Annotated in this window: 6 protein-coding genes; all 6 read right to left on the bottom strand. The window is 40.3% G+C overall.

What is annotated here, in order from left to right; all coding sequences use genetic code 11:
* Window positions 1-31: 31 nt before the first annotated feature.
* Complete coding sequence (locus tag ABH960_RS17025) at window positions 32-9,217, bottom strand: amino acid adenylation domain-containing protein (RefSeq protein ID WP_404446901.1); 9,186 nt, start codon at window positions 9,215-9,217, stop codon at window positions 32-34.
* Window positions 9,218-9,288: 71 nt separating this feature from the next.
* Entirely contained in the window at window positions 9,289-10,065 is a 777-nt protein-coding gene (locus tag ABH960_RS17030; protein ID WP_404446904.1) for an enoyl-CoA hydratase/isomerase, read from the bottom strand.
* Entirely contained in the window at window positions 10,062-11,321 is a 1,260-nt protein-coding gene (locus ABH960_RS17035; protein ID WP_404446907.1) for a hydroxymethylglutaryl-CoA synthase family protein, read from the bottom strand. Before ABH960_RS17035 ends, ABH960_RS17030 begins: the two co-directional genes overlap by 4 nt.
* 15 nt (window positions 11,322-11,336) lie before the next feature.
* Complete coding sequence (locus tag ABH960_RS17040; protein WP_404446910.1) at window positions 11,337-12,572, bottom strand: beta-ketoacyl synthase N-terminal-like domain-containing protein; 1,236 nt, start codon at window positions 12,570-12,572, stop codon at window positions 11,337-11,339.
* A complete protein-coding gene (locus ABH960_RS17045; protein WP_404446913.1) occupies window positions 12,550-12,798 on the bottom strand; it encodes an acyl carrier protein in 249 nt (82 codons plus the stop codon). The genes ABH960_RS17040 and ABH960_RS17045 overlap by 23 nt, the downstream gene beginning before the upstream one ends.
* Before the next feature lie 11 nt (window positions 12,799-12,809).
* On the bottom strand, window positions 12,810-16,244 hold the full coding sequence (gene fabD, locus ABH960_RS17050; protein ID WP_404446916.1) for an ACP S-malonyltransferase: 3,435 nt from the start codon (window positions 16,242-16,244) through the stop codon (window positions 12,810-12,812).
* Window positions 16,245-16,257: the final 13 nt, after the last annotated feature.

Consider the following 16,257-nt stretch of genomic DNA (forward strand, 5'->3'; position numbering starts at 1 on the left):
CCTCATGTTCATATCGATTATTCAATCTCTATCACCTCCGGCTTATTGAATCTGAATCAAAATCGGACTCTAATACAAGGTTCGACAGTATTATATCCGGTTCTTCTACCACCCTTTTGAGAATCTCTAAATACTGGCCAACCATCGATTTGATTGTATCTTGATTAAATTGATCAGTATTGTATTCCATATATCCTTGGATAGAGGTAGAGGTCTCGTGTAGCACTAGATTCAGATCATAATTAGTCGTATCTTTATTCGTTTTTATAGGCATTAATGTTAATTTCGAAATTTCTTGATTTGCTTCAGGAATTCGGATCAAATTAAACATCACATTAAATAATGGTGACTGTTTCTCAATTGTTGATTCTGACCATAAAGTTTCTTTCACCCGAGAAAAAGGAACGTCCTTATTCTCAAATGCTTCGATAGCGACTTTCTTAGTCAAGGAAACCAGTTCACTATATCGCATTTCATCTGTAATACGGAGTCGCATCACGACAATATTTACAAAATATCCAATAACTTCTTCCAGCTCAGGACGGGACCTTTTGGAGACAGGGGATCCAATACAAATATCCCGTTGATCTGTATATTGCGTCAAGAGTATAGAATAGGCAGATAAAAGTACCATATACAACGTCACATCGTTTTGCCTACAGAACTGCTTGAGTACATGCACCAACTCTGCAGGCAAGGCGAATTCCAAGCTCTCCTCTACTGAGTTTCTCAGCTCATTGCTAATAATATCCGAAGTAAAATGCAATTCCCCAGCACATTTTTCCAAATTATCACACCAGTAATCTACCTGATTATCAAGAAGTGTATTGGAATAGACAGATTGTTGCCATATAACATAATCGCTGTATTGAATAACAGGTTGAAGCAAATCTAAGGAACGAGCATGAGCATAATGTTCATACAGAACCACAAGTTCCCCCATGAACAGGCCTGTCGACCATCCGTCAAATAACCCCCAAGGACGAGAAATTAAAACGAACTGTTCATCATTTTTAAGTTCTATCCAATAGAATCGGAATAAGTAGCGATCCTTTCTGTTAAAAGAACGATGTTTTTCTTCTTGACACAAATCAATAAATTGCGATTTAGTTTCCATCTTAATAATCTGTGGCTTAAATGCTGATGGAGAATTTACAATTTGTCTTATTTCCCCACCATAATCAATAAAACTGGTACGTAAAATCTCATGTCTTCTAACAATTTCGCCGATGCTACTAATAAGCGCCTCTACATTGACCTTACCTGTTACTGAATAGGCACTAAGTACATTTTCTTGACTAGGGACAAAATCATTATCTTTGTACAGGAACCATAGTTCTTGCTGCTCATGGGATAGTGAAACTCCATAATCTGTACGCTTAGATGTGATTAATGGCTTATCATCAATAAGTAGCGATTGTGACTGGACCGCAGCTGCAATCGATTCGACTGTCGTATTCTCAAATATCAACTTTAATGGAAGATCTCTACCTAGCAACTGTTTCAATTGACTGACCAACTGTACAGCAGTTAGCGAATGCCCCCCCAAGTCAAAAAAGTCGTCATATATTCCCACGCGATTGACATCCATCAATTCCTGAAACAGATTACATATCATTCTCTCTATTTCATTACGCGGCTCAGCATAATCAACTTTCATAAAGTCAGCATCATCTGGTTGAGGTAAACTAGATCGATCAACCTTACCATTCGGTGTCAAAGGAAGCTTTTCTAGTATCACATAGGTGCTTGGAATCATGTAGTCAGGTAATGTACTTGACAAATATTCTTTAAGTACCTTTGATAAAGTTTGTCTTAATGATCCAATCTGCGGGTAATTGGTAAATTTCTTTACACGATATGGGTCTCTTGCCTGAACCACTGGCATACATCCTTTTGCAAAGATAACATCGAGGTGAGCTACATATGCCTGTGACCATGTTAATTCACAACGATAGCCCTGTTTCTCTGCGAACTGGATCAAATCGTTAAGACTCTTTATTTGATTAGCAGCACGTTCTGTCAAGCGCTGTCCTCGCTTAATAGAACGTATGACTCCCGTTGCACCGGAACGTAATATTTTATCAGAACACTCTACATCCTCCTCAACTCGACCGTTGACTACCCCGGATATTCCAAATGCCGTGTGAGCATTTGATTCAATCAACCTATAAACGTCTTTTAGATGGTTGAAAGCATACCACTCGATAGCAGGGCTTTCATAAGTATTTCCGTAAGATCTATCTTTCATTGTCAGTACGACATCATATCGATAACTTAACATTTCATTGTCGCCGACGCCTTTCTTGACCAGAATATCCACACGCTCAATCTCTGGGAAGTGGTCTGTCAGGGATGTAAAGAATGATGGACTAACCAGTAATTCCGTTTCTTGTTGTGCTCGTTTGTAAATTCTGCTTGCCATCGTCTCATACTTCGTTGGAGAATTGATTTGACTACGCTCAACACCATATAAGTGAACTTCATATAAATCTAGGTTTCTAACATCTCCAATAAATATTTTCCCACCAGGCATCATACATTGAATCGTATTGTAAATCATCTGTTCAAGATAGAGCCTATTCGGGAAATATTGAATGACAGAGTTTACCACTACCGTGTCAAAACGTTCCGCTGCAAATGCTTCTAAATGTAGCGCATCACTTTGTGCTAGCTTAACATGATTCCATTGTTTTTGTTCAAGTTGCTTTTGAATGCCGGATAGCGCTAAAGCGGATATATCAATCGCCTGTACAAAATCACATATCGGAGCATATCGATAGAGTAATAGCCCTGTGCCACAGCCAATTTCAAGCAGCTTTCTCGGATTCAACGACTTGATTCTGTCTACAGTACCAGAAACCCACTCTTGCATTTGTTCCTGCGGTATTGGCTCATTTGTATAGCTACTATTCCAGCCGATATAATCATCCACTGCATCGTTTTCCTCTTGACAACCATCTGCATATTGATCATCAAATACCGTGGTCCATCGCTTAAGGTGATCATCATTATGTAGCTTAGACAATCTATCAAGATATCTGGAAGTAGGAGCGAGATGTGCTACTAGCCTATTGTCACCACCTTCAGTTGAATGCGTAGAAACAGCTGCATTATTGACATCAGGATGTGCCGCAAGTGCATTCTCAACTTCTTCTAGCTCAATTCGATATCCCCGTACTTTCACTTGGTGATCAATACGGCCTTTAAACTCTAATTGGCCATCTGAACGCCAGCGAACCAAATCCCCTGTTCGATAGAATCGATCATTCTCCTTTTGACTAAATGGATTACAAACAAATCGCTCCATCGTTAGATCAGGATTGTTCAAGTATCCTCTAGCCACTCCAACGCCACCAACACATAGCTCTCCAATCACCCCAGTGGGTACAAGGTGCAAATTCTTATCGACAACATATACCTCCGTTTGGGCAATCGGTTGACCTATCGGAATAATGCTATCCGGATCGACATCTCTCGGTATTTCATAGCAAGTAGAGGCAATCGAGTTTTCAGTGGGACCGTAAGCATTGACGATGGTAATAGCATCCAAACAATCGTAAATCCTCTTCACATCACGTGCAGAGAAAGATTCTCCCCCTACCCCAAGGTATTCTAAACCTACAGGTCTTTTTTGAACAGCCTCTGCAAATGCAGGGAGAAATGCCGCTGACAACGACATCATATTTACGCCTTTATGATGAATGCAATCAATGATTTGATGAATATCCTTGGAATCACCTGGGAAAATCACCAACTTACCTCCGTTTAAAAGGGGGATTAACACTTCTTGACTCCCCACATCAAATGAAATGGACATATGTTGAAGCATCACGGTATGATTATCGGCCTTAAAGTAATCTGGATTACGTACAAGCCTTACGACCCCACGTTGCTCAACGAGCACCCCTTTCGGCTTACCTGTCGATCCAGAGGTATATATCACATACGCTAGATGATCCGGTCTAATTCTACTCTGCTTGGCAGATAAATTTGTTGTAGAGCGATATGCGAACAAGGAATCTTTGCTGTCTGCATCCATATAGACTACTAATTGAGTAGAAACTGGTAAACATTCTGCTAGGTTTCTTGTTGTAATCAGTATCTTTAATCCTGAGTCATTCAGAATGTGGTTAATCCGTTCAACGGGATAATCTGGATCTATTGGAACATAGGCACCTCCAGCCTTCAGAATGCCTAGCATAGCTACCACCATTTCTATCGACCTGTTAAGACACAACCCAACTAACGTATCTGCTTCAATGCCATGATCTAATAAATAATCAGCTACCTGATTGGCAAGTGCATTCAACTGACCATAGGTGAGCACTTCATTCCCAAACTCCACAGCAATTCGATTTGGTGTGGAACGGACATGCTCCTCAAACAACTCACGTAAACTGTTCTCTGAAGGATAGGGATTGGTTTCGGGATTCCAGTCAACAAGCTGGGTTTTTTGTTCCTTAGCGGACAAGATATCGATGTCCAATAAAAGTATATCGGACTTGCTATCAGATAATCCCCTAACTATTCCCTGAAGTGCAGTTTCCATATAAGAATAGATCATCTCAGTTGACAGCGAATTGTCGACCTGTACATTCAATGAAAATTCACTTCCCAGGTCATCTATTGACAGGCCAAAAGGATAATTCGTACGATCTAGTGAATGAAGCCATTCCACCCCAAAATCACGAATACCTCCATTCCCCTCAGCTTGTGAATTTTCTTCAAAATGACGATAATTCAACATAGCTGTAAATAAAGGAACTTCATTGTTTACACTACTGCAGCTTTGAGCAAGGATCAGAGAGGATTGTTCATATTGTATCAGCTCTTTAAGCTCTGCATCTGCATTTCGTACCGATTCACTTACACTTTTCCCTCCAAGGGAAAGACGGATTGGCAGCGTATTAATAAAATTCCCCACCATATTTTCTACACCTACCACATCTTGTAGACGTCCAGAAAATACCGTACCGAATACGACGTCTTGACGTCCGCTGCAACTAGCAACAACCAATGCCCAAGCAGCGTGAAAGATGCTCGCTGGGCTAATATGCATCTCTTTTGCCCGTATTCGAATCTCATCTGAAAGCCACTTTGGAAGTGAACACCTGAGACTATTAGTATTACTCCCATCCCCACGTACATCATACAACCCAAACGGAGCTGTGGTTTCAGTAATATCACCAAGTCTTTTTCGAAAAAATGCCTCTGCATCATAGGCTGCTAGACGATGCAGTGTATGGGCTACAAAATTTCTGTATGGTATTGGTTCAGCAAGTGCATCTCCCATAGAAGTGAATTGAGCCAGCATCTCATTAAAGATCAACTTCAGAGACGTCGCATCTTCAATTAAATGATGCATATAAAATAATGTATACCATACATTCGAGCTAGAATCATGTGATACTTTTAGGCGCAACAAGGGAGCATGTGCAATATTTATCAGCGTAGGCTCATTTAACTTTTCAAACATTTGTTTTTCTGCGTCAGCATTTGCATCAAGCATAATTGACTCTATCGGCAACGCTGCGTGTCTATGAACCACTTGCACAGGCTTAGTCAGGCCCGCTGTAATAAACCCTGTTCGTAAGGCATCATGGCGATTAATCACCGTTTGCAAAGCACCAATAAATTGATCCAATCTTTCCTTGGATTGAAAACGGAAAAGCACGGGTATGACATAAGGATCCTTCCCAACGTCAATCATATGATGAAACAAGATCCCCTCTTGTGACGGCACTAAAGGATATATATCTTGTATGTTTCGCGAACCTCCATTTACTGTTGAACGAATGATTTCAATCTCCTCTAAACTTAAGTCAATCAATGGCAACAGATCGGGAGTAATGTAATCACATCCATAAGGAATGCTATTTTCCGGCACTTGATAGACTTCTCCACGCCTTTGCTGATTAAGGGAGGCAGCAAGCACCTCCAGCGAAGGAGCTGTAAACACTGTCCGAACATCACAATTTAATCCGTGAGTTTTCAGATTTGCAATCAATTTCATAATGAGAAGCGAATGGCCACCTAATGCAAAGAAGTTATCATGTATACCAATTTTATTTTCTTCAAAGCCTAATAGCTCGCTCCAAATACGAGCAAGAGTGATTTCCGTTTCTGAAGAAGGTGCAACATATAATTTTGAGCCAAAACCGTCAATGCTTGGTTTTGGCAAAGCTCTATAGTCGACCTTTCCATTGGATGTGACGGGTAATTTATCAAGTATCACATATGCACTCGGTAACATATAGTCCGGTAACATTAACTTCAAAAATCCATTTAACTCATGATTAAAGCTTGGGTCTTGTGTATCACTATCATCTGAACGTACGAGATATGCCACTAGCATCTTATTGCCAGAAACATCTTCGCGCGCGATCACACAGCATGCCTCTACCATCGGATGCTTCAACAATCGGGATTCTATCTCTCCAAGTTCAATTCGGAATCCCCTTATCTTCACCTGATCATCTGCTCTTCCAATAAACTTCAAATTTCCATCCGGCAACCAGCATGCTAAATCACCTGTATCGTACATTCGAGCCCCATCGTTATCAACGAATGGATTAGGAATAAAACGCTGTGCTGTCAATTCTGGTCGGTTCAGGTAACCTCTTGTTACCCCGTCTCCTCCAATATACATACGCCCCGTGACTCCTATCGGAACTGGCATCATCTGCTCGTTAAGCACATACAGTGTCAAATCCGGTATTTTCTTCCCAATGACACTCTTCTGATTGCTATAGGCATCCCCCTTACGAAGCCTATGATATGTAACATGAACAGTTGTTTCCGTAATACCGTACATGTTTATAAATTGAATGGGCTCGTCGCCATATTTTTCAAACCAAGGTTTGAGAATTGCGGGCTTCAATGCTTCTCCACCAAATATCACATATCGAAGAGAAAGCTGATCATTTCTATCTGCATCGATTGATGCCAGTTGTTCGAACACAGTTGGTGTTTGGTTCAAAACAGTGACTTTCTCTTTTACAAGCAATGTATAAAAATCGTCCAAAGACTGCGTCGTAATTTTCGGTACTACGACAACACGTCCACCATAAGCCAACGCACCCCATAGCTCCCAAACTGAAAAATCAAATGCAAATGAATGAAACATGGTCCATACATCATCACTTGTAAACCCGAATTGGTTCTCAGTCGCATGTAGTAGACGAGTGACATTTCGGTGTTCTACCAAAACACCCTTCGGCTTACCAGTAGAACCCGATGTATAGATCACGTACGCAAGATGTTTAGGTTCTAGCCCAAAGGATGAAGAAGGAATATTGACAGTATCATATTGATGGAAGTCATGGGCATCGAGACATAGGACATGCTTATCGCTTACCGCCAACTGTGAGATCCATTTCCCCTGAGTCAGCAATAGTTTTGCTCCTGAATCCTCCAAAATATAGCGAACTCGCTCTACTGGAGAATCTGGATCAATAGGGACATAAGCACCTCCAGCTTTCAATATGCCAAGGATAGAGACGACCATCTCCAGTGAACGCTCAACACATAATCCTACCAAATCATCAGGCTGGACTCCCCTGGATTGAATACAATGGGCGAGCTGATTCGCTCTCTCATTCAACTCCCGATAAGTCAACGTCTGATTTTCAAATGTCACTGCAATACGATCTGGTGTTTTTTCGCATGAATACTCAAACATCTCATGCAAGCACCGGGCATCGTCATATTTCTTCTTTTGGCTCCACTCAACCAATAACTGACTTCGTTCTTGCTCACTTATATATTCATATTCAGAAATTCTACGATTAGAGTTCTCTACCACCTGCTTCAGTAAACTCAAATAGTGCTGAATAAATCGTTGTATCGTTGAACGATCAAACAGATCACTATTGTATTCAGCATGACCATAAAGTCCACTTTCCGTTTCCTGCAAATCAAGTGTTATATCGAATTTGGCAATTTTATAATCATAATCAACTTGCGAAATCGTTAATTCAACCAATTGGTTATCATACACTGGCAACGACTCTTGTAATACGAACATGACCTGAAACAATGGAGAATAACTCATGCTTCGTTCAAGATCTAATGCATCGACAACCGATTCAAACGGGATATCTTGGTTACTATAAGCATCCATCACCGTTGTTTTCACTTGATCCAAAAGATTAACAAATGTTGGATCATCAGATAAATCGCTCCTTAATACAAGAGTGTTTACGAAAAAGCCAATCAGATTTTCAATTTCGGATCGATTTCGGTTAGCACTCGGGGTTCCAACGGTCAAGTCTGTTTGTTGGGTATAATTCCAGAGCAAGACCTTAAATATGGATAATAGAGTCATAAATAGAGTGACCCCATGCTTGTTGCTTAATTGATGTAATTTCGAAAGTAACTCGGGTGGACAAAAGAATCCCACATGAGACCCGTTGTAAGTTTTTACAGCGGGGCGTGGACGATCTGTTGGTAACACCAGTTGGGATTGAACATCCTTCAACTGATTTCTCCAATAGTTAAGCTGCTTCTCCTTAAGATCTCCGGATATCCACTTTCTCTGCCAGCGCGCAAAATCAGAATACTGAATAGGAAGCGCCTTTAACTGCACAGCCCCTCCATTACAAAACGAAGTATATAAACTTTTAACTTCATTTAAAAAAATATTCAAAGACCAACCGTCAGATACACTGTGGTGCATGGTAACTAGGAGAACATGTTCGGTTTCTCCCAATTTGAGCAGCCTCAAACGAATTAGCTTTTCTGAACTTAGGTCAAAAGGGGTGATTGCCTCTTCCTCACATCTTTTGTTTAGAAGTCCTTCTGAAACCTCATCTTCTTGTATATTAAATCGCTTAGGTTGATCAATAGATTGGTAGAGGATACCATCACGTTCTACAAATCGAGTTCTAAGTACACTGTGCCTTTCGATTACTTTTTCAAGAGCCCAAAATAGTGCCTGCTTATCCAATCTCCCGCTAAGCCGCCATGCTCGCGGAATGTTGTAATAACCGCTGTTTCCTTCCAGCTTCGCTAAAAAACATAGCCTTTGCTGTGAGAATGATAGTTCTATATCTTTATCACTTTCGTATGTACTTTTGGGTATAGCAACATATGGGGTAATGTCAATCCCTTGTTTTTTTAAGAGTGCAATCAATGCTTGCTGCTTATCAATAGGCATTGAGTTTACCTTAGCGATTACACTTTGAAGACTTTTATTACTTAATACACTATCCAATGATCTGCCCTCCCTAACTTTGATATCGAATACTCAGTTTTTTTACAACAATCCATACGATGATTCTAATGCTACGAATGCTCACTCTCCCATGGAAAACGCCCCGTCTCTACATATGTATAGATCCGTTCGAGATTATCTGGATTGACAAATAACTTCTTGTTAGCTGCTAACGCTAATGGTTGGGATTGGTATAGTGAATCGTTTAATTGATTCATATATTGCTTATATTGATCAATTCCAGATTTGGATAAAAACATAAGTCGTCGTATATGCTTACGAAGCAGCATATCACTTCTCGTATCATATGCATCAACCAGTCCCCATTCATAAGCCTGTTGAATGTCTATCGGCCATGTCATTAATGTCAAATAATGTCCTTTTTGCACTCCTATTCGCCGAATTAAAAACGGTAATACACAGGCTGGAAACAGTCCAAATAATAACTCCGAAAGACTAAACTGGGCTGTTGAATTTGCAATGACTATGTCACTGGCAGCAACAAAGCCAATCCCTCCAGCATTCACTCTTCCGCGAACGTGAGAAACGGTTACATATGGGCCAGTTGCCAGCCTCAGCCATAGACCATATAAAGGGTCGGGTTCACTCTCAGTACGATTTCCATTAGCTATTTTCTGATGGATAGCTTGGAAATCAGCTCCCGAACAAAATACCTCAGGTAATCCCTCCAAAACGACAACCGTATATAAATCAGCTTCACATCGATTCAAAACTTGATGAAATTCTTCGATCAAACGGTCATTGATAGTGTTATTTGCCTCGGGGCGGTATAGCTGCACAAAGCATACCTTCTCTTCAAAACGAACCTTCAATGTCTGATAGGTCAATCTAACCACCTATATTCCCGATGAAAATCACGAATTTCCTGTAAAACCAACATATGCTTTCCACGCTGTATATCCAGTGCCCCTGGGAATAGATTGAGATCTAATTTAATATTCTTCGTTCCAAATTTCACCATACTATTCTCTGTTAATAAAGCATCATACTCGTCCATTGATAATCGATAACGCTCGTTTAACTGTTTTTCGATTTCAAAACGACGTACTCTCTCTTGGCCCCGTGCCATTACAACTCCACTATAAAATTCCGAGCAGCAGCCTGATCCATAAGAAAAACAACCAATACGTTTTGGTTCTTGAAAATCTCCTTGATCAATGGTACTTACAAGTGATAAAAGCACAGATGCCCCCATAATATTCCCTACACGCTGGCAGTAGTTCAAACCAGGTACTACACGATTTTGAAAATCTGATGCGATACTGTCAGGTTTCATTTTGTACCACTTACGCATCATTGAGCGATGTGCTCCTTTTACCATTCCTCCAAAGGGAGTGTGAAAGCATAAATACTGAAAGGTTTTTTGATAATCTGCATTCGCTACTCTTCTTTGATATTCTAAAAATGTCTGTTCACAACAATCCAAATAAGATAATAAGGAGAGATCCGAATCGCCTGCCTCACTATCTGGAATCGGACGGCATGTATCCATTACCTCATAACCGTAATAACCATTAGCCCCTACATCCACTTGAAACACATGGGGGGTATCACTGACTAAAACAGCGACAGCACCTGCTCCTCCACTCGGCTCAGCGTAGGACCATTCCTCTTCCAAAATATCTCCTCCAGTTATCAAAAAGCGTGAAATATCACTTGCAATGACTAAAGCCTTCGCTCCAGGAGAAGTTTGGGATAAAACAAAATTAACCGCCATCTGAAATCCGGCGGTTCCTGAATAACAAGCCTGTTTAATTTCAAACAAGCGGCAATTCCGATTCAGACCCAAATAATGATGCATATAGGTACTCATTGATTTTCCGAAATCGATTCCTGACTCTGTACAAGTAATCAGCAATTCTATCCGACTTCTCTCTTCCTCAGATAATGCATCTACGATTGGTTTTGCTGCATTCACCCCTAAGGTGACTGGATCTTCATAAGGCAATGCCACTGACTTTTCACTCATTAATAAATTTTCAAATCGGTTTGCAGCCAACTGACGATGTTTCGCTAACTCCATTACATCCAGATAGGCTGCCCCACCAAACACATTCATTGCTTCTATTCCAACAGAAACCATGTTTATTAATCCCCTTTAAGTATTTACAATATTCTCCAAACAAATTGCTGTATTGATCCCACCAAATCCTATACTTAAACTTAAAGCATGTTTCATACGATACGAAATAGAGTCATCTCTTACCCAGTGAAACAAAGGGGAAATTGGATCTTCCAAGTTGCGGGTTGGATGAAGACGTGACTCTTTCATTTGCATCACGGTTGCAATCACTTCTATGATGCCTGCAGCACTCAGCCCGTGACCTGTAATCGATTTCGTTGCATTGATAAAAGCGTGCGACAGTTGGCAATCTTCAAGTGCTTTGATCTCGGTCTCGTCACCAACTACCGAACCAGATCCATGAGGATTGATATAATCGATATCATACGATGAGAGCCCTGCTTTCTCCAAAGCTTTCTGAATCACTTGCATTTCACCATCCGATGAAGGATTCGGATTCCGATTACTATCCATTTGAACCGCCCAGCCTGAAATTTTTGTGTATGATTTTGCTTTTCTACTTTCAGCAGTTCCTCGCCGCTCTATCACGATTGCGCCGCAGGATTCTCCGAATATAAAACCATCTCTATTTTTATCAAAAGGTCGACAGGCCAAATCAGGTTTATTCGCAAAACGATCTGTTCCCATAGCTCCTAACCCACGGAACGCCTGACATTCCAAATAGGAAATATCCATCAACGCTCCCATCGAAATACAAATATCGACCTGACCTGATAAAACAGCATGAATCGCTTGAATACAAGCAAGTTGCCCGCTTGCTGAAGCACCTCCAACGGTATAGGCTAGTCCTCGAATCCCAAACTGTTCTGTACATAAACCGCATAAATCGCTATCCATAAAAGTAATCCCATGAGTTGGAGGAATATACAGTGCTCGTTCTTGATAGGATTGATAGATTTTCAACATCTCACGCTGTTGAATGTTCGAGCCTCCGATAATCAATCCGATACGTTCAGGCTCTGCTGCATCCAAATTTGCATCTTTCCATGCTTCATGAAGCGTCATCATCGCAATTTGACCTGAGAGCGATGCCTTTCGAAGCAACTTCTTTGAAAGCTCGTCTGGGAAAGACAATGAAGAAATTTCCGCTCCTATAAATGAAGTCTCTTTTTGTCTCCCTGGACGCTTCATATATCCAAATGCATGATTTCCTTGCATTAACGAAGAGGTAAAAGCTTCTTTCCCTTGACCAATTGCGGTTGATACCCCCACGCCTGTGATAAAAAGATCATGCTGATTGCAATTTTTCATACATTACCTCTGCCAATTCCCCAATGTTTTTGACTCCATGCAACTCTACACGGGGAAATAACAGTAACAATTCTTCCATTATATTTGTAATGATCTCTGCACGCTCCACAGAGTCTGCACCCAAGTTGACCAGTTTGTCTTCAGGGTTAAATTGATGACCCTCCAATTCCGGTATTACTTCACAAATTATGCGTACAATTAATTCGAAAATCTCCTGCTTACTCATACATATTCCCCCTAATAAAGATTGTTTTTACCAAACCACGAATGAAATCGATTATTGATTAATTCAGCAGTGGCATCCATTAGTTTTACACCGATCCTGTCAGCCTGTCGATTTCGCCAATTCTCTAACTCTGTGCCTTTCACCCACTGGTTAAAAGCACCTAACGCTGGACCACAATGAATTTGATAGTCTACTTTAGATTCTTCACTTCCACTTAAGGCCAAACGTGTGGAGTGACCAAAATACCATTTGAAAACCAACGCCATCTTATGTTTCGTATTTTGTTCTGCCTTGGTAATCTCTTGGAGTGGATAATAAATTTTAATTTCCTGATAAACCTCATCGATACTGCGCTTAAAATATTTTTGCTGAATTTGGTTTAACGTCTGATTATCTATTTCATGTAACCCATTGTATCGCCGATATAATTCATACAGTTTATTAGCACGAGAAGGAAAGAACAAACCCTTTTTTAGCACTTGTACCTTACTCCCCATTTCGAATGAATCACCTGCTGGTGCATATTCCGTATCCTGAATATTCATTTGCTGTAACAAATCTTTTACCTTATCACTTGTCCCTGCTTCTACCGTGCACTGATTTATGGAGCCAGTCAGGATAAAATCTGCACCTAGCATGAACGCCGCCATTGCCGCCTCAGGTGTACCAATTCCCCCAGCAGCACCGATTCGCACTCTTTTATGATATGGGTACTTTTCCATCATTTCATCCCTTAATCTTAACATGGTGGGAATCAGGGTGTATGCTACGCCACCATCTGTATGTCCGGCAGAATCTGCTTCCACACATATATCATCTGCCACAGGAATTTCTTTAGTTAATTCAGCTTCTTCTGGTGTAATTAAGTTTTGATTCAATAATTGCTGAATCATATGCTCTGGTGCAGGACTAAGAAAAGCTTCCGCCACCTCTGGTCGTGATACTTTGGCAATGACCTTATGGAAGGTAATCACTTTTCCATCGGAACCTCGCTTCAATCCTTTCGCGTGGAATCTTACTAACGAAGGCGTAACGTTCAGGAAGGCAGATGCTTCCACATGTCTAATACCTCTTTTCAGGAAAAGATCAACCATTTGATTTTCGAGTTCTTCATTCTTCAAATGATGTACCATATTCATCCCGTAGGGTTGTCCATCTGCTAGATGGCTATGAATATATGAGATTACATCCTCTACTTCTTGTAAACTCAACCCTCCAGTTCCAAAGAATCCCATCATTCCCGCTTTCGCCATTTTGATCACCAATTCTTTTGAAGCGATTCCCCTATACATTCCTCCAGCCAAATAAGCATACTTCAGGTTATAGTCTTCTTTAAACTCGGAGCTTCCTAAAGATTTGGCTGTAATTCTATTTCTATCTGGAGCATCTATCCCGGATGCTTCTATAGACGTTTGTTCTGATTGCTGGAATGAATGATTCCTTTTATTCACCCCGTCGACTGTCTTATGGATCACTTCTATTTGGTTAATATATTGCTCCTCCCTTCCACCAAAATGGGACGCTTCTCCAATTGGCTTCATGGTGTTCTTTTCACGCCATAGTCGGAACTCTCTTTCAACATCAAGTTGTAATGGCGGCATTTCTTGTTTTATTTTTCCGATGATTTTACTAAGAACTGATCCGGGACCAATCTCTGTAAAATCATAAACTCCCATGCCCATGAGATATTGTATAGACTCCATCCAACGTACAGGTTGGACAATTTGTTCAACGATATTGGATTTACTCTCTGATAAGCTATATGGTCTTGCCGTAAAGTTGGATATAACTGGTATATTGAATGACTCCATATTGAAGCTCTGTATATACTCCTCAAACTTGTTCTTTGCTTCTATCATATACCTTGAATGAAATGCACCGCTTACGTTCAACGGAATATACATGAAAGCACCAGCAGATTCAAAAACAGTTTGTGCTTTTATAATATCTGTTTTCAAACCTGAGATTACATTTTGTGTTAAGCTATTCAAGTTTGCTATATCAATAGATGTTAGTCCATTTTCAATTAATATGTTTTGTATCTTTTCCTGAGTCAAACCAATCACGGCTGCCATCCCGCCGCCCGTCGCTTGACTCATTAATTCTCCTCTTTTTTTTACCCACTTGAGGCCCGTATCAAAGTCTATCAACCCCGAGGCGAATAAAGCATTAAACTCTCCTAAACTATGTCCTGCCACGAAGTCTGGCTTCCTACCAGAATCCGAAATCGCTTTTAAATAACTCAATGCATTTACAGTATAAAGAGCAGGTTGAGTGTACTGGGTCTGATGAAGAAGGTTATTGGGATTAGACAGACATAATTCTTTGATGCTGTATCCTAATATGCTACTGGCCTTGTCCGTAATTTCTTGAAATTCATCGAATAAACTGCCACCCATCCCCTTTTGCTGAGACCCTTGTCCTGGAAATAGATAAGTTAACATCCTATCATAATCTCTCCTTTTCGAAATTGAGATTTGTTTTTTTACTGGCTTGCACCCTTGTAATACTTTTTCTAAATTCTGAGTATCCTGATGAAAAACGTTCATAATAGGAAACCCTTTGGAAGTAGATTCGGGTTGAAGATTTCGCTTCAGAAAATGAGACAAAGTTCCACTTGGCCCCAAATCGAGATACACGCCTGATGTTGTTTTTTCCAATGTTTTTATAGCATCTTGAAACAATATAGGCTTGCGAATGACAGACCACAAATAGCCCTGTGACAGATGATCAACGATTTGTCCATCTACACACGAAATAATAGGTACTTTTGGTTTAGTTATGGCTATATCTTTCGAAATTTTCAAGAATTCAGGGTGCACTTGATCGATCCAACGAGAGTGAAATCCATATCTCACTGGAATCCTTTGGAATAAAATATGGTGTTGATTCAAATAACTTTCAATTTGTTGTAACGAATCTAATAAACCTGATATAACAAAATGATTTTTATAATTTTTTGCAACCATTTCACTATTTTTTGAAATAATTGGTGTTCGGTCAAATAGGCTGGTATCATGTAAAATAGTTGTCATCCCACCTATAGGGCTTTCTGCCTCTATGAGTTGCGCTTGTTTGATTATACATTTCAGTATATCCTCCGCCCCCACCGCTTCAGAAACAGCAGCTGCAGCATATTCTCCTAGACTTGTTCCAATCACATAATCAGGCGTCAACCCATGCGTAATTAATACTTGCGCCAATGCGTATTCCACCATAAAAATTGCAGGATGAGTATAGACCAAACGATCAAACATCTCGTTTTTGGGCTTATTTTCGTAATAAAGTAGCTGTACAATAGATATTCCTAGAAAATCTTGTACAATACGATCTAATTGATTCATCCATTTCCTAAAAGTATCCACATTCTCATATAAAGGCTTCCCCATTTGGTAGTACTGTGAGCCTTGTCCTGAAAACATAAAAATAATATGTTTATGCTCCATATCCCCACTCCTT

It is taken from the genome of Bacillus sp. RC252, from assembly GCF_044909215.1.
GTDB lineage: Bacteria > Bacillota > Bacilli > Bacillales > Bacillaceae_G > Bacillus_A > Bacillus_A mycoides.

Coding starts and splice junctions, on each gene's coding strand:
- ABH960_RS17035 (WP_404446907.1), bottom strand. CDS start 11,321: ATGGTTTCTGTTGGAATAGAAGCAATGAATGTGTTTGGTGGGGCAGCC.
- ABH960_RS17040 (WP_404446910.1), bottom strand. CDS start 12,572: ATGAAAAATTGCAATCAGCATGATCTTTTTATCACAGGCGTGGGGGTA.
- ABH960_RS17045 (WP_404446913.1), bottom strand. CDS start 12,798: ATGAGTAAGCAGGAGATTTTCGAATTAATTGTACGCATAATTTGTGAA.
- fabD (WP_404446916.1), bottom strand. CDS start 16,244: ATGGAGCATAAACATATTATTTTTATGTTTTCAGGACAAGGCTCACAG.